The sequence below is a fragment of the Psychroflexus salarius genome (assembly GCF_900129035.1).
Classification (GTDB): Bacteria; Bacteroidota; Bacteroidia; order Flavobacteriales; family Flavobacteriaceae; genus Psychroflexus; species Psychroflexus salarius.
This window is the reverse complement of the sequence record NZ_FQTW01000011.1, coordinates 17690-35955: the sequence shown is the minus strand read 5'-3', so window position 1 is coordinate 35955 and position 18266 is coordinate 17690. Positions and strand designations below refer to the sequence as shown.

The window sequence follows — 18266 nt, the reverse complement described above, 5'->3', positions numbered from 1 at the left end:
TAGCTACAGCTTTTATTATTATTTTTGTCGCCCTATGGCAAAATCAAATTCAACCAAAAAACCACGCTGGAAATTACTGCATCAGTATTACACATATACTGGATTTTATAGTTTCTTAGGTCGTAGCTTATTGAAAGCCACACCACCAATTGTTATATTTATAGCTGTTTTATTGGGAATCCATTTTTTTGTGATGGATGTTAATTCAATGTTAGATTACGTCACAAACAATTTTCCTGATTATGGTGTTTTTGCTGTATTTTTCGCTTCAGAATCTATTTTAGGCTTAATCCCGCCTGAAATTTTCATTGCATGGTCAGGTAAATCAAGTATGCCTTGGACTTATCTTTCAATTTTAGCTGTTTTATCTTATACTGGCGGTATTTTATCTTATTTTTTTGGTCGTGGTGTCGCTAGCATTCCTTCTGTATTTGTTTATCTTGAAGTTAAAATGGCTAAGCATATTAAAAATATGAGAAAATGGGGTGGTTTGCTTATTATTGTAGGCGCACTATTACCTTTACCTTTTGCCATATCAAGTATTGCAGCCGGAATTATTAAATTTCCATTCGGAAGTTACATATTATTTGGCTTATTACGTTTACTAAGATTTGCTATTTACGGCCTAATGATTTTTGGGGCGATGTAAGTTTAAGCAATTCTCTAAATTCACATCAGTTAATATGAATAAAATGAAACTCAACTTATATTCTTTATCTAGCTTTAAGCACTTGATATGGATCTCTCTTAGTTTCATTTTACTAAGTTCAAATTGTTCTGCTAGGCACATTTTTCAAGATGCTCTCAATCTTGAAAAAACAGAAGTTAGCAATAAAAGTAAATCAGCCTTAAAAACTTCAACTTGTGAAGTTAACTTTGAATGGAATTACTATCAGCTTGGACAAAAGGAAAAAACCTCTCAAGAGCTTGACTTAGTCTCAGGTTCAACCCTAAAGTATCGTTTAGAAATTTATTATGAGAGATCAACTCAAATCCCTCAAATAAATTATTTTTTAAAACGTTGTTCGCTTCAAATCCCGATCTATATTATTTTAAATCGCTTACGCCTAGATCTTTAAATTTTAAGTTTTACGAATACCCCATTTTAGCCGTTACCACTTTATGATGGCAAAACTTATTATTTAATGAAAAGAATTTAAAATGACACAAGAAAATCAAAATTATTATGCTGGACTTTTTAGTCTCAGCCTTCGTTTAGTTGTAGGTTGGACCTACTTTTCAGCATTTTGGAGAAGAACTATTTTAGCTGACAAATTAAATCCAGAATTACCTGGATATATAGGTGAAAAATTCAATCATTTTTTGCCAAACGCCATTGGCATAAAGCCAATTATTCAACATCTTGTAGAAAATCCTGATAGTTTATGGGTGGCTATGATAGGCTTTACCATAATTGAAGGTATTGTAGGTCTATTTATCATGTTTGGCCTATTTACAAGACTTATGAGCATTGGAGTTTTTATGTTAGCCATGGGCATTTTACTTGGCTCAGGCTGGATAGGCACCACATGTTTAGATGAGTGGCAAATCGGTGTGCTAGGAATAGCATCAGGATTCGTCTTATTTTTGACTGGCAGTAGCCAATACTCTATAGATAATATTTTAATTAAACGCTTTCCAAAGCTAAGCCGTAAAAAATGGTTTAACTTTTTAGGTTCAGGCCATTTACAAATTTCTAATATAAAGCTCTCTAGAATTGTGCTCATCGGCTCAATTTTTATTTTAGGATTAACCTTATATACTAATCAAGTGTTTCATGGTGGACTTTGGGGAACTTTACACAACAAATCTGTAAAACCTAAAATTGAAATAAATGCTGCTCATATTGATGGAAACACACTCAATTTTGAACTGTACAGAACTGAAGGTGTTGATGTTTATGGCGCTTGGATTATTAATTTGAAATTAAAAGATATAAGTAATAAAACAAGATTTCAGCTCACTGCTGAAGACTTAGCATCGCTAAATGAATCAAGCATAGATAATTATTATATTGCTAAGGTAAAACCTGGACAACATAGTTTAATTGTTCCTTTAGGTGCAAAAGCTACTTTAAACTTAGTTCATGAACATATTGCTAAGTTAGCCACAGGAGAATATCAACTTGAAATTACTGATATTAGTGGCGCCAGTTGGTCTATGAAGGTTTTAAAAGATTAATCAAAAATGATAAACAAAAAAAGCTTTCCATAATTCAAATTAATTGAAACTTGGAAAGCTTTTTAAATATAGTAATTAATCTACGTATTATATGATTTTAAAACGCTTACGGTCTACTTCTTTTAGATAGATTTTTCTAATACGTAAAAAATTAGGTGTTACTTCAACATATTCATCTTTTTGAATATACTCTAAAGCCTCTTCTAATGAAAATTTCTTAGCTGGAACAATTTTGGCCTTATCATCTGCGCCAGAAGAACGAACATTAGATAACTTTTTGGTTTTAGTAATGTTAACCGTCATATCATCTTGACGAGAGTTTTCACCAATAACTTGACCTTCATAAATATCTTCACCTGGATCTACAAAAAACTTACCGCGATCCTGAAGTTTATCAATTGAATAAGGAATGGCTTTTCCTTTCTCCATAGAAACTAATGAGCCATTAAGACGTTGAGGAATATCACCTTTAAGAGGCTGATACTCTTTAAAACGGTGAGCCATAATTGCTTCACCAGCAGTGGCAGTCATTAATTGATTTCTAAGACCTATAATCCCACGTGAAGGAATTAAGAACTGAATCGTCATTCGTTCGCCTCTACCTTCCATGCTCAGCATTTCGCCTTTGCGTTGTGTTACCATTTCAACTGCTTTACCAGAAACATTTTCAGGTAAATCGATGGTTAATTCTTCAATTGGTTCGCATTTAACGCCGTCAATCTCTTTAACGATAACTTGCGGTTGACCAATTTGAAGTTCATAACCTTCGCGACGCATGGTCTCAATTAAAACAGACAAATGCATTACACCACGTCCATAAACTATAAATTTATCTGCAGAATCGGTTTCTTCAACTCTAAGCGCTAAATTTTTTTCTAATTCTTTAACCAAACGTTCTTTGATATGTCTAGAGGTTACAAATTTTCCATCCTTACCAAAGAAAGGCGAATCATTAATTGTGAAGAGCATACTCATCGTAGGCTCATCGATAGTAATGCTTTTTAAAGCTTCAGGATTTTCTATATCTGCAACGGTATCGCCAATTTCAAAACCTTCTAAACCAATAATAGCACAAATATCGCCTGCCTTAACTTCTGTTACCTTTAAACGACCGACGCCTTCAAAAGTGTATAGTTCTTTAATACGTGTTTTGGTCACCTCACCATTGCGCTTAACTAAAGCCACTGGCATGTTTTCTTTTAAAGTTCCGCGTTGTAATCGTCCGATTGCAATTCGTCCTGTGTAAGAAGAGAAATCTAATGAAGTGATTAAAAGTTGTGGTGTTCCTTCTTCTACTTTAGGTGCAGGAATATGTTCTACCACCATATCAAGTAGTGGCTCAACATTCTCGGTTTGATTGTTTGGGTCTGTACTCATCCAGTTATTTAAAGCTGAACCATAAACTGAAGGGAAGTCAAGTTGCCATTCTTCAGCACCAAGCTCAAACATTAAATCAAAAACTTTTTCGTGAACTTCTTCTGGTGTACAATTTGGTTTATCAACTTTGTTAATAACCACACAAGGTTTTAAGCCTAAGTCAATTGCTTTTTGAAGCACAAAACGCGTTTGCGGCATTGGTCCTTCAAAGGCATCAACTAATAAAAGTACACCGTCAGCCATGTTTAAAACACGCTCAACTTCACCACCAAAATCGGCGTGACCTGGTGTATCAATAATATTAATCTTAGTATCTTTATATCTTACTGAAACGTTTTTAGAAACAATGGTAATACCACGTTCCCGTTCTAAATCGTTATTATCTAATATTAAATCACCTGTGGTTTCGTTATCACGAAACAATTTACAATGGTGCATAATTTTGTCGACCAAAGTGGTTTTACCATGGTCAACGTGGGCAATAATGGCGATATTTCTAATATCCATAAATATAAACTTAATTTAAGCCGGCAAAGGTAGTGTTTATTTGTTGTAGTTGTATGTTATTATATCAGTTTATAAATATCATAGCTTTATTAAGCATTTCCAGTGCGCTACATCAATTTACTGAGGTTAATGACAAATCTTACAACTTTAAAGCGGTGTGATTAAACACTTCTTTAATACTAAATGCCGACTGCGTATTGCTAATATGTGGAATCTTAGTTAATTTTTCAACCATAAAATTTCTAAAACTTGACATTTCATCTAGATTAACTTTAATGAGATAATCATAAGTACCACTTACATGAAAGCATGCGACAATTTCTGGAATTAAAGCAATTTCACTTTCAAAAGCAGCTATTGAAGCTTGCGTATGCTCTTTTAACTGAATCATCACAAAGGCTACAAAATCTTTCTGTATTTTTCGGGGATTAACTAAAGCTACGTAACGATTTATATAATTCTGTCGCTCCAATTTTTTAATACGCTCATAAATTGCTGTTGGCGATAAACTTAGTTTTAATGCCAATTGCTTGGTGGTAAAGCGCGCATTTTCTTGCAATAAATTAAGTAAGTGCTTATCTGTTTGATCTAAAGTTGCCATCTATTGTAAATTTATCTAATTCATTTGGGCTACTAATGTAAATTTAGAATATTATTCTATATCTGTTATAGTTATTAGCTAAAATTACTAAATAAATAATTTATTATTGATTATATTTCTTCTATATCTGAAATTCGAAGAAAATTTAGTCATGAAACATCAACCAGCAAATGCCATTCAAGATCTTCAATTTTTTAGAGAACAAGGCGGTGTAAATCCTTCTATTTCAGATAGTTCAACCTACACATTTTTAACCGCTAAAGCCATGAGTGATACTTTTGAAGGCACTCAGGAAGGTTGCTACCTTTATTCCAGACATTCTTCACCAGGCAATCAGTATTTATGTGATGCCTTAGCAAAAATGGAAGCGACCGAAGATGCACAAGTTTTCGCTTCTGGTATGGGTGCCATTACGTCGGTGCTCTTACAATTATGTAAATCTGGAGACGAAATTGTATCAAGCCGAACTATTTATGGTGGTTCTTATGCTTTTATGAAAAACTTTCTACCTGATTTTAAGATTCAGACTCATTTTGTAGACATCACCAACTTAGACCAAGTTGAAGCGGCCATCAACACAAACACTAAAGTTTTATACTGTGAAGCTTTAAGCAATCCTTTACTCGAAGTGGCTGATCTAGAAGGCTTAAAGAAGCTTGCAGTAAAATACAATCTCACCTTTGTTGTAGATAATACGTTTACACCCTTGGTAATTACGCCTACTGAATTTGGAGCAGATGTGGTTATTCATAGTCTGACTAAATTTATTAACGGCTCTTCAGATACGGTTGGTGGTGTTGTATGCGGCTCAACTGAATTTATTAACGCGTTGAAAGATGTCAATCATGGGGCTGCAATGCTTTTAGGGCAAACGCTTGATAGTTTAAGAGCAGCTTCCATACTTAAAAATCTACGTACGTTACCAATACGTATGCAGCAGCATAGCAAAAACGCCATGTATTTGGCCCAATGTTTAGAACAAGCTGGTTTTAAAGTCGTCTATCCAGGATTAAAATCGCATAAAAGTCATAAAAAAATGCAGCAACAAATACATCCTGAATTTGGGTACAGCGGTTTATTAACACTTGATTTAGGCACATTAAAGCAAGCAAATGCATTTATGGAAGCTTTACAAGCCGAAAATGTAGGCTATATCGCTGTGAGCTTAGGCTTTTATAAGACCCTGTTTAGTGCTTCAGGGAGTTCAACATCTTCAGAAATTAGTGAAGAAGAGCAGCTTAATATGGGATTAAGCGAAGGTTTAGTACGATTTTCTATTGGTTTAGATTTCGATATAGAACGGACTTACCACGCCTTTATAAAATGCGCTAAGCATGTTGGTATATATTCTAAAGCAACAGCTATAACTTAATAGTAGCTAACCATTAAAAAAGGCTAAATCTGACGGTTTAGCCTTTTGTATTAATTAGGTTGTAGTCAACTAATACCGTATTTTAGTCTCCAGAATAGTAAATGTGCTAGGTGAATTTCTATTGAGTTCATTTTCAGCTGAAATTACCAAACGTGTGGGTTTAAGCGGTAATGAAGCCTCAATTTCAGCATATAAACTTGAACTAAAAGTAGATTCTTTTACTTTTATTTGACCCAAATTTACGCTTCCTTGAGCAGTTTCAGCCCATAACACATAAAATTTTCGCTTAGGACTCAAGCGTTCAGGCTTTGTTAAATTATTAATATCAAGTTCTACCAGAAAATTATCATTCTTATCTTTCGAAATCACCGCGGTTGCTTCAGCCGAAGGTACGACCTCAGACACGGGAAATTCAACTTTAGTATTACAAGACCAAAATCCTAATACTAATATTAAACTTAGCAGGGATAAAATCCTCTTTGTTAACATAAACATTATTTTAAATCATTAGTCTGTTGTAAAAATACGTTATAATTGTAATATCAAATTGAAATTAAATGAGAATTTACTTAATCGCCTTATGTTTTATCTTATTTGCTTGTCAATCAAAGACCTATAAAGTCACTGAAATTGACACCAAGCAAGTAATAATTGATTCGACCTACAATAAAAGTAATGAAATCGAGGCGTTTGTAAAGCCTTACCGTAAAAAGATTAATAACGAAATGAACAAAGCCCTCGCTTACTCACCAAAAGCGATGTTTAAAAGTGAAGCAAAATTAAATACAAGTATCGGAAACTTAATGGCTGATGCAGTGCTTGAATTAGGAAACCCTATATTAAGTCAGCGTGAAAATCTAAAAATAGATGCTGTTTTACTCAATTATGGTGGAATTAGAGGTGGTATTAATAAAGGAGAAGTCACCACAAGAACGGCTTATAATATTATGCCATTTGAAAATGAAATTGTTGTGGCAAAACTAGATTCATTAAGGTTTAAGCAACTCATTACTTACTTAGTTGAAGCCAAACGAGCTCACCCAATTGCTGGGCTGAATTTAACTTTACAAGCCAATGGGCAATTGCAATTAGTTGAAGTTAATGGCAAACCGCTTAATCAAGCATTTTATTATGTTGCTACTTCAGACTATTTGGTAAAAGGCGGCGATCACATGTCGTTTTTCACCAAAGCTGACACTACCTATAATTTAAACTACAAATTAAGAAGTTTATTAATTGATTATTTTGAGCAACAAGACACTTTAAGCTCAAAAGTAGATTCACGTTTTACGCAACTCAATCCAAAATCATGAAACGAAGACACTTTATAAAAACAACCTCAACCGCTGCTGCCATTGGCGTTTCTGGTATAGGTTTAAGTAGTTTTACAAAACCTCAGCACCAAAAACATATCACTATATTACACACCAATGACGTTCACAGCCATATAGACCCGTTTCCTAAAAACCATTCTAAATACCCAAATTTAGGTGGTGCAAGTCGGCGGTTTAATTATATCAATCATGTTAAAAATGAAAATCCAAACACTTTAATTCTTGATGCTGGTGATGCATTTCAGGGCACACCTTATTTTAATTTTTATGGTGGTGAATTAGAGTATAAAATCATGTCTAAATTAGGATATCATGCTTCAACTATTGGAAATCATGAATTTGATAATGGTATTGACAATATTGCTGCTCAACTAGAGCATGCTCAATTTGATTTACTTAATGCTAATTACGATTTAAGAAATACCAGTTTAAATGGTTTAACTAAACCCTATCAAGTTTTTGAAGTTGATGGCATTAACATCGGTATATTTGGATTGGGCATTGAGCTTGAAGGTTTAGTATCTAAAGATTTATATAAAGAGACCAAGTATCTAGATCCTGTTGAAGTTGCTAAAGATCAAGTTGAAATTTTAAAACAACAAGAACATTGCGACTTAGTTATTTGCTTATCACACTTAGGATATAGCTATAACAGTAAAAAAATAGACGATTTAAAACTAGCTAAACAAACACATGGTATCGATTTAATTATTGGTGGACATACGCATACCTTTTTAGACCAACCTATACCAACTAAAAACGCTAAAGGCAACAACGTCATTGTAAATCAGGTTGGTTGGGCAGGCATAAATGTTGGTCGCATCGATTTTTATTTAGATGATTTAAACAACTGGGAAAATACAGGAACATCTCAAGAAGTTTAAAATAATATTAGATTGTAAACTAGCTTGTAAAACAGAATAACTCATTATATTTGTCATCATAAAATTGGCCGCGTAGTTCAACTGAATAGAATATCAGATTTCGGCTCTGAGGGTTGCAGGTTTGAATCCTGCCGCGGTCACAAACAGCCAAAACCCTCATCAATACTGGGTTTTGGCTTCTTTTTTATAAATAAACTAAGGTTTGTACTATTCTATTATATATTTAATGATAGCCTTAGAAATTTGATTTAAAACTATAATTTTCAACACTAGACTTTAGTTATTAACTAGATGACATCTGAATCCTTCAAATGATATCAGATAGATAAAATCATTTAATTCATCTAGTGTCTCATCTTAAGTTAACACTTTAGCCTAATTGAGATAGCATTACTTTCAATTGATGTCTCATTTAAAACAAGATTAATAAGCTTCTAAATACATAGGTTTGTTTTATTAACTTATAATTTTCAATTTATAATTAATGTACAAAACTTTTAATTTTTATGTACTATATTTTAATATTTAATGTACATAATTTTCACATTTAATGTACTTTATTTTATATTTTAATGTACATTATTGATGTATTTATTGTGCTTTATTTGTTCATTTAATGTACATTAATTAATTATAACTCATCAAATTCAATTTTTAAGCTAAGTATTTGGCTAATTAGTCTATAAGAACAATTTAATTGTATATGTAATTAAGTATTAGCTATAATTAAGTTTTATTTCGCATAAACTTCATATTCTGCTATTTTATTGTCTAAGCGTTTGTTTAAGTATTCGTTCTTGTCTTGAAGCGTTTGGTTAATTAACTTCGCTTCATCCCAATAATATTGAATCTTTTCTTTTGTCCAATTTCTAGGAGGTTTTTGAAGATTAGTGATTCTATCAGCTAATTTAACAGCACCAACTTCTTTTGGCATTTCGTTGATTCGCTTTAAACTATCCAGCATCCTTTCTTTTTTAGAAGTCAAATTATTATTCTTCGTTAAAACCTTTACTCCTTGTGCTACTTCTACTCCAAATTTATCTTCTAACTCTAAATATTCTGTATCGGTATCTTCTAAAGTATCATGCAGCAATGCTAATTGTACAGCATAATTAAGGTCAAAATTGCTTTTTATTTGATGCGCCATCATTATTTCCATGGCTACATTAGAAATGTGCCATAAATAACTAGATTCAGTTCCAGGTACTGTTTGGTATTGATGCTTTTCTGCGGCAAATTTTATGGCTTCTTGATAAATTTCTTGAGTCATTTTCTGTGAATTTAATGTTTATTGAAATTGTCTTAAAAACAAATAAACAGATAGATTCTTACAATTAATATTTTGACTTAATTGACTCGTTAAGCTGATATAATCTAAGTTTTGAAAGGCTTGAGTGATTTCTTTTGCTAATTCGAAATGAGATTGAGTGAAAAATTTTCATCATCAAAAATACATAATACCTGCCAAGTTGCTAACCAAAATTACCATTTATTATATCCAAAAATACTTTGAACAACTTTAGTCGTTAACCGTTTTCATTTGAGTAATGGCAAAAATCAGAAACACTCCACGTACGAAAACCAAAAATTCAGACCAATCATAACTATAAAATATACCATTATAATCCCAGTATCCTTTTTTATCTAGCAACATATAGGGTCTATCGTGATATTGAAAAACTTTCACGAATGGCCAAAATTTATTTGTTAGTGGCGTTCCTTTATTAAAGAAGTCAGTTTCACTGTAGGAAGTAATGAGTGCAAAAAGATGAATACCAGACCAAATCAAAAAAATTCTAAGAACTTTATGCGAAGGGCTTAGTTTTTTAAAAAATTTTATTCGACTTCTTCTCTAAAAGAACATTCAGCTCACCTGATACTTCTGTTTTGGTTACTTTTCCTTCATTTTTAGGCAGAGGTGGTGGTAATTTATTAATTTTCAGAATATTGTATAGTTCTGGAATATCCTTTATTTCTGTCCAATTTACCATCCCATCGTGCCAAATTAAAGTGTCACAGCATAATTCCTGCGTTTTCAATTCTTCTAAGGTTTTTGGTCCGAATTTATTACCTCCTTTAGCGAAATAGAATTTCTTATTTTTCATGTTCAGCTTTTAATTTAAAACTCACAATAACTAAAAGGTTAATGCCATTAAACCGTGTATTGTATTAGTTAGTTATTATTGATTTGATTACCAAAACTAGACATTTACAATTATAATTTACTAAAAGAAGTTAATTTATTGGGCGGCTATAGACCTAAGGTCTGTTTTAAGTCAAAAAATTGGTTTGACGACTATTCTTTAAAAAATTTAACTTCAACTAAATCATCTTTAAAAATACGGTAATGATAATCAACTGTTAGTCTAAAATTTTACTGATGTGTTCTTCAAATACTAATGCCTTTTGGCTTGGTTTCTGGACAAGTAAAAGCTATGTCAAAACCATATTTATCATTATTTCATTAAAAATTAATTTTAGCTAAGCTTTTATTCATTAATTAGTTCACTAAGCTGAAACGATCTTAATCTTAAAGCTATGTTATTAAAGCTATAATATTTTATGTAGTAAGTTAAATTCAATTAAAATTATAGCCTTTAAGCATCTCAGATTTTGTCTTTAACTGGTGGATTATAAATTTGTTTAAAATTTAATATTATGAAAACGTATAAATCACTATTATTTTTAGGATTAATCTTGACAACTAGCCTAGCTTCGGCTCAACAATTTTCTGAACATTCCTTAGGGCTAAGATTGGGCGATGGTAATGGTTTTGGTTCTGAAATCTCTTACCAATATGGGTTATCTGAACAAAATCGTTTAGAGATAGATTTAGGTTGGAATGATGGCGATGATTTTGATGGTTTTAAACTTACAGGTGTTTACCAATGGGTTTGGAATTTAGAAGGTAATTTTAACTGGTATGCCGGTGCTGGTGCTGGTTTCGGTAGTTATGAGTATGAAGTCACACAACCTAACTCGCCTGTTTTTAACGAGGATGAAACTTTTTTATTAGCAGCAGGCCAAATAGGAATAGAATATAATTTTAATGAAATACCGCTACAATTATCTATCGACACTAGACCTGAATTAGGTTTTGGTGATTATAATGATGACTTAGAGTTTGATTTAGCGCTTGGCATTCGCTATCGATTTTAAATTAAATAAATTAAATATACATACCGCTTCAAATTTTTGGAGCGGTTTTTTATGTTCTGTATCTAAGCTGTAAGCCCATTAAAAAATTACGCAAATACTGGTCTAATAATTGGCGATATTGACTTTGTTTTGGGTTTCTCATAAAGGCCGAAATTTCATTTTTTGAAACTTCTAAATCAGCTTGCTTAAAAATAGAAATTAAATCTTCTGTCTTTAAAGCCAATGCAATTTTCAACTTTTTTAAAACTAAATTATTAGTCATAGTCGATTCAGCAGTAGGCTGTTCGCCTTCACGTTTACCGCGTTTTAAATTGATAAATCCATTTAGAAAATGAGCTAGTTTTTTATCAGGTAAATTGATATAAGACGCGTGATCTTCAGGTTTTAACCAATCACTAATTTCAGTTCGTGTAGTTTTATAATCCCCTAAATCAAAAATGCGGATCATTTCATCATCAGAAAAATCAAACGTATAGCGCAATCGCCTTAAAACATCATTATTTGTCATATTTTTTTTGAATAAAATACAAATTAAGCGAAATAGTTGATAAGAACAATTGATTTATCAAACTTAAATTCTTAGGACAAACAAATATCAGATTTTTTGGTTTTGAAAGTGACTTTGGATTTATTAGAGTAATTTTACCATTTTAAAATAAATGACTCACACACCACAAATCGATTTAAGGGTTTCACCTCAAGTAGCTCACAACACAAAAGCTATTATTCAAGAGTTGGCTAAGAAACTTAACTGTCCAGAGCAAGAAATTACAGCTATTAAGGTAATTAAACGTTCTATAGATGCACGCAAACCAAATATAAAATTTCAATTAAGACTGCTCTACTCGACCAAAGCACAACCCATCACATTCCCAACACCAAAACTTAAACATTACAATACAGTTCAACCAACTTCAGCAAAGGTTCATATTATTGGTAGCGGACCAGCCGGCCTATTTGCAGCTTTACGTTGTTTAGAACTCGGTCTAAAACCAATTGTAATTGAGCGTGGCAAAGATGTACGCTCAAGACGGCGAGATTTGGCCAAACTAAATAAAGAACACTTGGTCAATGCCGAATCAAATTATTGTTTTGGCGAAGGTGGCGCAGGAACTTATTCAGACGGGAAACTATACACCAGATCAGATAAACGTGGTAGCATTAATCGTATATTAGAGACTTTTGTTCAGTTTGGTGCAGATGAAGACATTCTCGTTGATGCGCATCCGCATATCGGGACTAACAAATTACCAAAAATTATTGCTGAAATGCGCCAATGCATTATAGATAATGGTGGCGAAATTTATTTTGAAACAAAATTGACCAACTTATTTCTGAACAAGTCTCAAACAGAGGTTGAAGCTATAGAGCTTAACCACAAAAAAACAGTTCCTATTCAGCAACTTATTCTAGCCACAGGCCATTCAGCTCGTGATATTTTTTATCTATTAGAGCAACATCAAATTAAAATTGAAGCCAAAAGCTTTGCAATGGGCGTTCGAGTCGAACATCCGCAAGAATTCATAGATCAGTTACAATACCATGCTAAAAACCGAGGTGATTATTTACCACCATCTAGCTACAGTTTAGTTCAGCAAGTTAATGACAAAGGTGTTTATTCTTTTTGTATGTGTCCAGGTGGCATTATTGCTCCTTGTGCAACAGCGCCTGGAGAAATTGTCACTAACGGTTGGTCGCCGTCTAAACGGAATAATCCTTTTGCCAACTCAGGTATTGTTATGACTGTCGATGAAGAACAATGGTCAAAATTTGAAGCCTTTGGTGAACTTAAAGCATTAAAGTTTCAAGAACACATTGAGAAAAAATGTTTTGAATTGGCAGGACAAACACAAGCTGCTCCAGCGCAGCGTTTAATTGATTTTGTAGCCAACCGAACTTCAACAGATTTGCCTACATGTTCTTATCAACCTGGATTAGTTTCTGTTAATATGAATGATATTTTTCCACCGAAAATGCATCAAAGATTACGTGAAGCCTTCATTAAATTCGATAAAAAAATGAAAGGTTTTATTCATCCTGAAGCTGTCATTGTTGCTACCGAATCACGAACTTCTTCACCTGTTAGAATACCCCGAAATCGTGACACTTTACAACACATTGACCTTCAAAACCTATTTCCTTGTGGTGAAGGTGCGGGCTATGCAGGCGGAATTGTTTCTGCAGCAATTGATGGCGAACGTTGTGCAGAAGCTATTTTTAACAAAGCCTTAAAATAAGGACTATTCAGAGGAATTATCAATAAAATTTCGCATTTTTGCAATAAAAATTAGTCTATGCCAAAAATATCTCAAAAAGGCCTTCAAATGCCTGAATCGCCTATTCGAAAGTTAGTTCCTTTTGCTGAAGCTGCTGAAGCTGAAGGCAAATCAATTTACTACTTAAATATTGGTCAGCCTGACATCCCAACACCGCAAAAAGCATTAGATGCTGTTAAGAATAATGATCTTAACATATTATCTTACAGTCCATCTTCTGGCTTTGATTCTTATAAAACCAAATTAGCTAAATACTACAACCAGAATGGTATTAACATCTCTAAAGATCAGTTAATTGTTTCAACTGGTGGTTCTGAGGCTTTAATGTTTGCTATGGGAAGCATTACAGATCCAGGTGATGAAGTCATTATCCCAGAACCTTTTTATGCCAATTACAATGGTTTTGCAACGGCGGCAAATGTAACAGTAAAAGCCGTTCAGTCTAAATTTGAAGATAACTTTGCTTTACCACCGATTAGTGAGTTTGAAGCACTAATTACCGACAAGACAAAAGCCATTGTCATGTGTAATCCTGGCAACCCAACTGGCTATTTATATACAGAAGATGAAGTGAAGCAATTAGCTGATTTAGCGCTTAAACATGACTTATTTGTTATTGCTGATGAAGTTTATCGTGAATTTACTTATGACGGTGCTAAGCACACATCGATCATGGCAGTTGAAGGTTTAGAAAACCACGCAATTATGGTCGATTCTGTATCAAAACGCTACAGTATGTGTGGCGCAAGAATTGGTTGTATGGTCTCTAGAAATACTGAAGTGATGGCCGCAGCGATGAAGTTTGCACAAGCACGATTAAGTCCACCAACCTTTGCACAAATTGCCAGTGAAGCCGCTTTAGACGTTGACCAAACCTATTTTGAAAACATTAATAGTGAATATGTGAATCGTCGAGATACACTAATTGAAGCTTTAGGACAAATTGAAGGTATAAAAGTGGCTAAACCAAGAGGTGCATTTTATTGCATAGTCGAATTACCTGTTCAAAATTCTGAGCACTTTGCCAAATGGCTGCTATCTAATTTTGAAGTTAATGGTAAAACAGTCATGGTTGCGCCTGCAGCTGGATTTTACTCAACGCCTAATACTGGTCTAAACCAAATTAGAATTGCCTACGTTCTTGAAAAAGAACATTTATTAGAAGCAGTTTCTATTTTAGAAGCCGGACTTAAAGCCTATCAAGGTGATTAATATAAAAAAAGATTTTTCGCTTAAAACATTGAATACCTTTGGTATTGATGTAAAAGCAAAGCAGTTTATTTCAGTTACTAAACAAGCTGAACTTCTTGAAATTCTGAGGCGATTTTACGCCTCTGAATTATTTATTTTAGGTGGTGGCAGTAATATGCTTTTAACCAAAGATATAAATAAAACAGTTGTTCATGTTAATTTAAAAGGGATTGAAACCGTTCAAGAAGACGAAAACCATATTTGGTTAAACGTACAGGCTGGAGAAAACTGGCATGAATTTGTTTTATATTGTATCGAAAATAATTATGGCGGCTTAGAAAACTTATCACTTATTCCAGGTAATGTTGGTACTTCACCAATTCAAAATATTGGTGCTTATGGTGTTGAACTAAAAGATAACTTTGAATTTTGCGAAGCGATTAATGTGCAAACGCTCAACACTGTTAAATTCAATAAAGCTGATTGCGAATTCGGTTATCGCCAATCGGTTTTTAAAAACAAATATAAAAGCCAGTTTATCATAACCAATGTGTGTTTTAAACTCACAAAGCGTAAGCATAACTTACATTTAGATTATGGTGCTATTAAAACAGTCTTAGATCAAAAAAACATCAAAAATCCAAGTATAAAAGATATTTCAGATGTCGTAATTGCCATAAGAAGTAGTAAACTACCTAACCCTAAAGAGCTAGGAAATTCAGGAAGCTTCTTTAAAAACCCTATTATTTCTGCTCAACATTTTGAGCAACTTCAACAAAAATTCGATTTAAAATATTACGTATTAGCTTCAGGTGACTTTAAAATACCTGCAGGTTGGCTTATCGATCAATGCCAATTAAAAGGTTACCGTCAAGGTGATGCCGCTGTACACAAACAACAAGCCTTAGTTTTGGTGAATCATGGTAATGCTTCAGGCCATGACATTTTAAATTTAGCTAAATACATACAAGCGCAAGTCTTTAACACTTTTAACATCAAATTAGAGCCTGAAGTCAATATCTATTAGTCGCTTTTTACTAACTTTGTATTCAGATTTAATACATTATGATTACAAAGGTTTTATTATTAAGTTTAGTTCTTCTAGGACTTGCAGTTGCTGGAATTGCCATTAAAATATGGGGAAAAAAAGATGGTAAATTTGCCGGTACATGCGCCAGTCAAAGTCCATTTTTAAATAAAGATGGTGAAGCTTGTAGCTTTTGTGGTAAAACACCAGACCAACAAACCGACTGTAAAGGTTCTAAATAACTTCAATTCATTTGTTTATCACATTGCTTATAAGTTTACTTGGTTTTTCACTAAGTTTATACTTGTTGAGCAATATTTCTTTTATTTACCTTAATAAATATCAAAAATCACGCTGCAAATCTTCAGAAGAAAAGCCGGTAAGCATTGTGATTTGTGCTCATAATGAAGCTAAAAATCTTTATAAAAATTTACCAAAAATACTTCAACAAGAATTAAAACAATTTGAAGTTATTGTTGTTAACGACAATTCTACAGACGAAACTCAAACAATATTAGAGAAATTTCAGATGAAATTTCCACGATTAAAACCTATTCAGTTGAGTGGTCAGCAACCAAGAAAACGCCAAGCATTGTTAGCTGGTGTAGAAGCTTCAAAGTATGATTATTTAGTATTTACAGATGCTGACTGCCAACCTAGTAGTCAAGATTGGGCAAATTTAATGACACAAAATTTGTCATCTAATATTCAGCTAATTTTAGGTGTTTCTCCTTACAAAACAAAAGCTAGTTGGTTAAACGCACTAATTCAGTTAGAAACAACCTCAACCGTAATTCAATACATTAACTTTGCGCGGCTTAAAAATGCGTACATGGGTGTTGGTCGAAATTTAGCCGTTGTAAAATCGGCTTTTGTAAAATACAACCGGTTTAATTCAGACCAGCATTTAGAATCTGGAGATGATGACATGTTGGTTCAGCGATTTCCAAAAGAAAACATCGATGTGCAAACAGATAAGAGAGCTTTTACTGAAAGTGAGCCAAAAACTAAATTGAAGCAATGGATTAATCAAAAACAACGGCATTACACAACAGCACCGAATTATCACTTATCGCAGAAGTTAGAATTAGGTGCAATTGGATTGGCGAGAATTTCGGCATTGATAAGCATCATTGGTCTTAGTTTTACGGAATACTGGCTTTTAGCCATAATAAGCTTAATTACTATTTGGAGCCTACAAATAGCTGTTTTTATAAATCATAAAAGCTTTATTAAATCATTAAAAATCTTATTATTCTGGCCTATTTTAGAATTGAATTTAGTTATTTTACAGCTTTATATTTTGATTTTAAATCAATTTAAAACGCCTAAATACTGGTAAACTGATATGACAAACCAACAACTTATTGAAGCAGCTAAAAAAGGTGAACAATCGGCTTTTAAAAAGTTATTGGATAAATATTGGGATAGTGTTTATGCATTTCAGTTAAAGCGCACAAAAAACACTTATCAAGCTGAAGAAGTTTGCATTCAAAGTTTTGCACGTGCTTTTGATAAGCTTGACACCTATCAAGAACAGTTTAATTTTAAAACTTGGTTAATTACGATTTCAAAAAACATACAAATTGATATCAACAGAAAAAAAAGTATTGAAACATCAGATTTAGATCAAAAAAATGCTAACCAAATTGTCGATATTGAACCTACTGCTGAAGACCGCCTAATTACTGAACAAAACTTAACCAAATTATTAGGGCATATTAAAAGCTTAAAGCCACATTACCAAGAAGTTATACATTTACGTTATTTTAAAGAATTAAGCTACAAAGCCATTGCAGAAGAATTAAATCAGCCTATTAATAACGTAAAAGTTAAATTGTTGCGTGCTAAAAAACTATTAGCAGAACGACTAAATCCTTAAAATAAATTTGGCTCTAAACCAAAAGATTAATTACTTAAACACAGGAAGTTTATTTAAAAAAATTAGATTGAAGTTACAAGTTTAAATTATTCTTCAAACCGATTTTGCCAAGATTCAAATCCGTTACTTAATTCAATAATGCTATCGATTTTCATATCTTGAAGCATCGTGTTGGTTTGACCGCTTTTATTGCCTGTTCTACAATAAATGAATACGATTGAAGTTGTATCGACAGCTGATTTTAATTGAGATTGAAAATCATCAGATTCAAAGTCAATATTTATGGCATTAGAAATATGTGCGTCTTGAAACTCTTCTGGCGTCCTTAGATCAAGTAGCAAAGCTTGAGGATGCTTATTCAAGGCGTCTTTAAATTCTTGTGGCTCAACAACTTCAACTGTTTGAGAAGTTGAAGTTGTACAAGCTACAATTATACTTAATAAGCTAACTAATATTAAGCTTTGAAAAGTCAATT

The 18266-nt window shown here is 32.9% G+C and carries 20 protein-coding genes and 1 tRNA gene; 14 read left to right on the top strand and 7 right to left on the bottom strand.

All coding sequences use genetic code 11. The features are described 5' to 3' along the window. Window positions 1-34 precede the first annotated feature (34 nt). From BUB82_RS10845 to BUB82_RS10835, 3 genes are all read left to right on the top strand, one after another. Window positions 35-649 (top strand): YqaA family protein, encoded by a 615-nt coding sequence (locus tag BUB82_RS10845; RefSeq protein WP_073193645.1) that lies wholly within the window; start codon window positions 35-37, stop codon window positions 647-649. A 43-nt stretch (window positions 650-692) separates the two neighbouring features. Next, entirely contained in the window at window positions 693-1079 is a 387-nt protein-coding gene (locus tag BUB82_RS10840; protein ID WP_143185684.1) for a hypothetical protein, read from the top strand. A gap of 82 nt (window positions 1080-1161) precedes the next feature. Beyond that, window positions 1162-2181 (top strand): TQO small subunit DoxD, encoded by a 1020-nt coding sequence (locus BUB82_RS10835; protein ID WP_073193643.1) that lies wholly within the window; start codon window positions 1162-1164, stop codon window positions 2179-2181. An 87-nt stretch (window positions 2182-2268) separates the two neighbouring features. Here the strand turns inward: BUB82_RS10835 and typA are convergent, their stop codons facing one another. Continuing rightward, window positions 2269-4065: a translational GTPase TypA gene (typA, locus tag BUB82_RS10830; protein WP_073193642.1), complete on the bottom strand. Its 1797-nt coding sequence runs from the start codon at window positions 4063-4065 to the stop codon at window positions 2269-2271. A 139-nt stretch (window positions 4066-4204) separates the two neighbouring features. Beyond that, window positions 4205-4666, bottom strand: coding sequence for an Lrp/AsnC family transcriptional regulator (locus tag BUB82_RS10825; RefSeq protein ID WP_073193641.1), 462 nt, complete (start codon window positions 4664-4666; stop codon window positions 4205-4207). Window positions 4667-4817: 151 nt separating this feature from the next. On the opposite strand from BUB82_RS10825, the gene BUB82_RS10820 reads away from it, so the two are divergent. Further along, window positions 4818-6038 (top strand): aminotransferase class I/II-fold pyridoxal phosphate-dependent enzyme, encoded by a 1221-nt coding sequence (locus BUB82_RS10820; RefSeq protein WP_073193640.1) that lies wholly within the window; start codon window positions 4818-4820, stop codon window positions 6036-6038. Between the two features lie 69 nt (window positions 6039-6107). Here the strand turns inward: BUB82_RS10820 and BUB82_RS10815 are convergent, their stop codons facing one another. After that, on the bottom strand, window positions 6108-6527 hold the full coding sequence (locus tag BUB82_RS10815; RefSeq protein WP_073193675.1) for a hypothetical protein: 420 nt from the start codon (window positions 6525-6527) through the stop codon (window positions 6108-6110). A 68-nt stretch (window positions 6528-6595) separates the two neighbouring features. Here BUB82_RS10815 and BUB82_RS10810 point away from each other — a divergent pair, with 68 nt between their 5' ends. The 3 genes from BUB82_RS10810 to BUB82_RS10800 all read left to right on the top strand — a co-directional run bounded on the left by BUB82_RS10810 (window position 6596) and on the right by BUB82_RS10800 (window position 8396). Beyond that, window positions 6596-7351, top strand: a complete 756-nt coding sequence (locus BUB82_RS10810; RefSeq protein WP_073193639.1) for a 5'-nucleotidase C-terminal domain-containing protein — start codon at window positions 6596-6598, stop codon at window positions 7349-7351. Beyond that, on the top strand, window positions 7348-8256 hold the full coding sequence (locus BUB82_RS10805; RefSeq protein ID WP_073193638.1) for a bifunctional metallophosphatase/5'-nucleotidase: 909 nt from the start codon (window positions 7348-7350) through the stop codon (window positions 8254-8256). Before BUB82_RS10810 ends, BUB82_RS10805 begins: the two co-directional genes overlap by 4 nt. A 66-nt stretch (window positions 8257-8322) precedes the next feature. Beyond that, window positions 8323-8396, top strand: a tRNA-Arg gene (locus BUB82_RS10800). Between the two features lie 593 nt (window positions 8397-8989). Here the strand turns inward: BUB82_RS10800 and BUB82_RS10795 are convergent. Continuing rightward, window positions 8990-9526, bottom strand: coding sequence for an HD domain-containing protein (locus tag BUB82_RS10795; protein WP_073193637.1), 537 nt, complete (start codon window positions 9524-9526; stop codon window positions 8990-8992). A gap of 556 nt (window positions 9527-10082) precedes the next feature. Continuing rightward, window positions 10083-10361, bottom strand: coding sequence for a DUF4339 domain-containing protein (locus BUB82_RS10785; RefSeq protein ID WP_073193635.1), 279 nt, complete (start codon window positions 10359-10361; stop codon window positions 10083-10085). Window positions 10362-10914: 553 nt separating this feature from the next. Between BUB82_RS10785 and BUB82_RS10780 the strand changes: the two genes are divergently transcribed. Beyond that, window positions 10915-11415 (top strand): outer membrane protein, encoded by a 501-nt coding sequence (locus BUB82_RS10780; protein ID WP_073193634.1) that lies wholly within the window; start codon window positions 10915-10917, stop codon window positions 11413-11415. A gap of 49 nt (window positions 11416-11464) precedes the next feature. On the opposite strand, the gene BUB82_RS10775 is transcribed toward BUB82_RS10780, so the two are convergent. Further along, window positions 11465-11923 (bottom strand): YehS family protein, encoded by a 459-nt coding sequence (locus tag BUB82_RS10775; protein ID WP_073193633.1) that lies wholly within the window; start codon window positions 11921-11923, stop codon window positions 11465-11467. A gap of 151 nt (window positions 11924-12074) precedes the next feature. Between BUB82_RS10775 and BUB82_RS10770 the strand changes: the two genes are divergently transcribed. The 6 genes from BUB82_RS10770 (at window position 12075) to BUB82_RS10745 (ending at window position 17791) form a co-directional block, all read left to right on the top strand. Then, a complete protein-coding gene (locus tag BUB82_RS10770; RefSeq protein ID WP_073193632.1) occupies window positions 12075-13652 on the top strand; it encodes an NAD(P)/FAD-dependent oxidoreductase in 1578 nt (525 codons plus the stop codon). A gap of 57 nt (window positions 13653-13709) precedes the next feature. Beyond that, window positions 13710-14903: a pyridoxal phosphate-dependent aminotransferase gene (locus tag BUB82_RS10765; RefSeq protein ID WP_073193631.1), complete on the top strand. Its 1194-nt coding sequence runs from the start codon at window positions 13710-13712 to the stop codon at window positions 14901-14903. Continuing rightward, on the top strand, window positions 14899-15909 hold the full coding sequence (gene murB, locus BUB82_RS10760; protein WP_073193674.1) for a UDP-N-acetylmuramate dehydrogenase: 1011 nt from the start codon (window positions 14899-14901) through the stop codon (window positions 15907-15909). Before BUB82_RS10765 ends, murB begins: the two co-directional genes overlap by 5 nt. A 38-nt stretch (window positions 15910-15947) precedes the next feature. Then, entirely contained in the window at window positions 15948-16151 is a 204-nt protein-coding gene (locus BUB82_RS10755) for a membrane or secreted protein (RefSeq protein WP_073193630.1), read from the top strand. A gap of 65 nt (window positions 16152-16216) precedes the next feature. Further along, the gene (locus BUB82_RS10750; protein WP_073193629.1) at window positions 16217-17251 is read left to right on the top strand and encodes a glycosyltransferase; all 1035 of its coding nucleotides are present in this window, start codon (window positions 16217-16219) and stop codon (window positions 17249-17251) included. A 6-nt stretch (window positions 17252-17257) separates the two neighbouring features. Next, complete coding sequence (locus BUB82_RS10745) at window positions 17258-17791, top strand: RNA polymerase sigma factor (RefSeq protein WP_073193628.1); 534 nt, start codon at window positions 17258-17260, stop codon at window positions 17789-17791. 86 nt (window positions 17792-17877) lie between these two features. On the opposite strand, the gene BUB82_RS10740 is transcribed toward BUB82_RS10745, so the two are convergent. Beyond that, on the bottom strand, window positions 17878-18264 hold the full coding sequence (locus tag BUB82_RS10740; protein WP_073193627.1) for a rhodanese-like domain-containing protein: 387 nt from the start codon (window positions 18262-18264) through the stop codon (window positions 17878-17880). Window positions 18265-18266: the final 2 nt, after the last annotated feature.

Bases quoted from the DNA above. Each gene is read 5' to 3' on its own strand.
- BUB82_RS10745 (WP_073193628.1), top strand. From the start codon at position 17,258: ATGACAAACCAACAACTTATTGAAGCAGCTAAAAAAGGTGAACAATCG.
- BUB82_RS10755 (WP_073193630.1), top strand. From the start codon at position 15,948: ATGATTACAAAGGTTTTATTATTAAGTTTAGTTCTTCTAGGACTTGCA.
- typA (WP_073193642.1), bottom strand. From the start codon at position 4,065: ATGGATATTAGAAATATCGCCATTATTGCCCACGTTGACCATGGTAAA.
- BUB82_RS10785 (WP_073193635.1), bottom strand. From the start codon at position 10,361: ATGAAAAATAAGAAATTCTATTTCGCTAAAGGAGGTAATAAATTCGGA.
- BUB82_RS10820 (WP_073193640.1), top strand. From the start codon at position 4,818: ATGAAACATCAACCAGCAAATGCCATTCAAGATCTTCAATTTTTTAGA.
- BUB82_RS10845 (WP_073193645.1), top strand. From the start codon at position 35: ATGGCAAAATCAAATTCAACCAAAAAACCACGCTGGAAATTACTGCAT.
- BUB82_RS10775 (WP_073193633.1), bottom strand. From the start codon at position 11,923: ATGACAAATAATGATGTTTTAAGGCGATTGCGCTATACGTTTGATTTT.
- BUB82_RS10765 (WP_073193631.1), top strand. From the start codon at position 13,710: ATGCCAAAAATATCTCAAAAAGGCCTTCAAATGCCTGAATCGCCTATT.
- BUB82_RS10815 (WP_073193675.1), bottom strand. From the start codon at position 6,527: ATGTTAACAAAGAGGATTTTATCCCTGCTAAGTTTAATATTAGTATTA.
- BUB82_RS10770 (WP_073193632.1), top strand. From the start codon at position 12,075: ATGACTCACACACCACAAATCGATTTAAGGGTTTCACCTCAAGTAGCT.
- BUB82_RS10840 (WP_143185684.1), top strand. From the start codon at position 693: ATGAAACTCAACTTATATTCTTTATCTAGCTTTAAGCACTTGATATGG.
- BUB82_RS10810 (WP_073193639.1), top strand. From the start codon at position 6,596: ATGAGAATTTACTTAATCGCCTTATGTTTTATCTTATTTGCTTGTCAA.
- BUB82_RS10780 (WP_073193634.1), top strand. From the start codon at position 10,915: ATGAAAACGTATAAATCACTATTATTTTTAGGATTAATCTTGACAACT.
- BUB82_RS10825 (WP_073193641.1), bottom strand. From the start codon at position 4,666: ATGGCAACTTTAGATCAAACAGATAAGCACTTACTTAATTTATTGCAA.
- BUB82_RS10835 (WP_073193643.1), top strand. From the start codon at position 1,162: ATGACACAAGAAAATCAAAATTATTATGCTGGACTTTTTAGTCTCAGC.
- BUB82_RS10805 (WP_073193638.1), top strand. From the start codon at position 7,348: ATGAAACGAAGACACTTTATAAAAACAACCTCAACCGCTGCTGCCATT.
- BUB82_RS10795 (WP_073193637.1), bottom strand. From the start codon at position 9,526: ATGACTCAAGAAATTTATCAAGAAGCCATAAAATTTGCCGCAGAAAAG.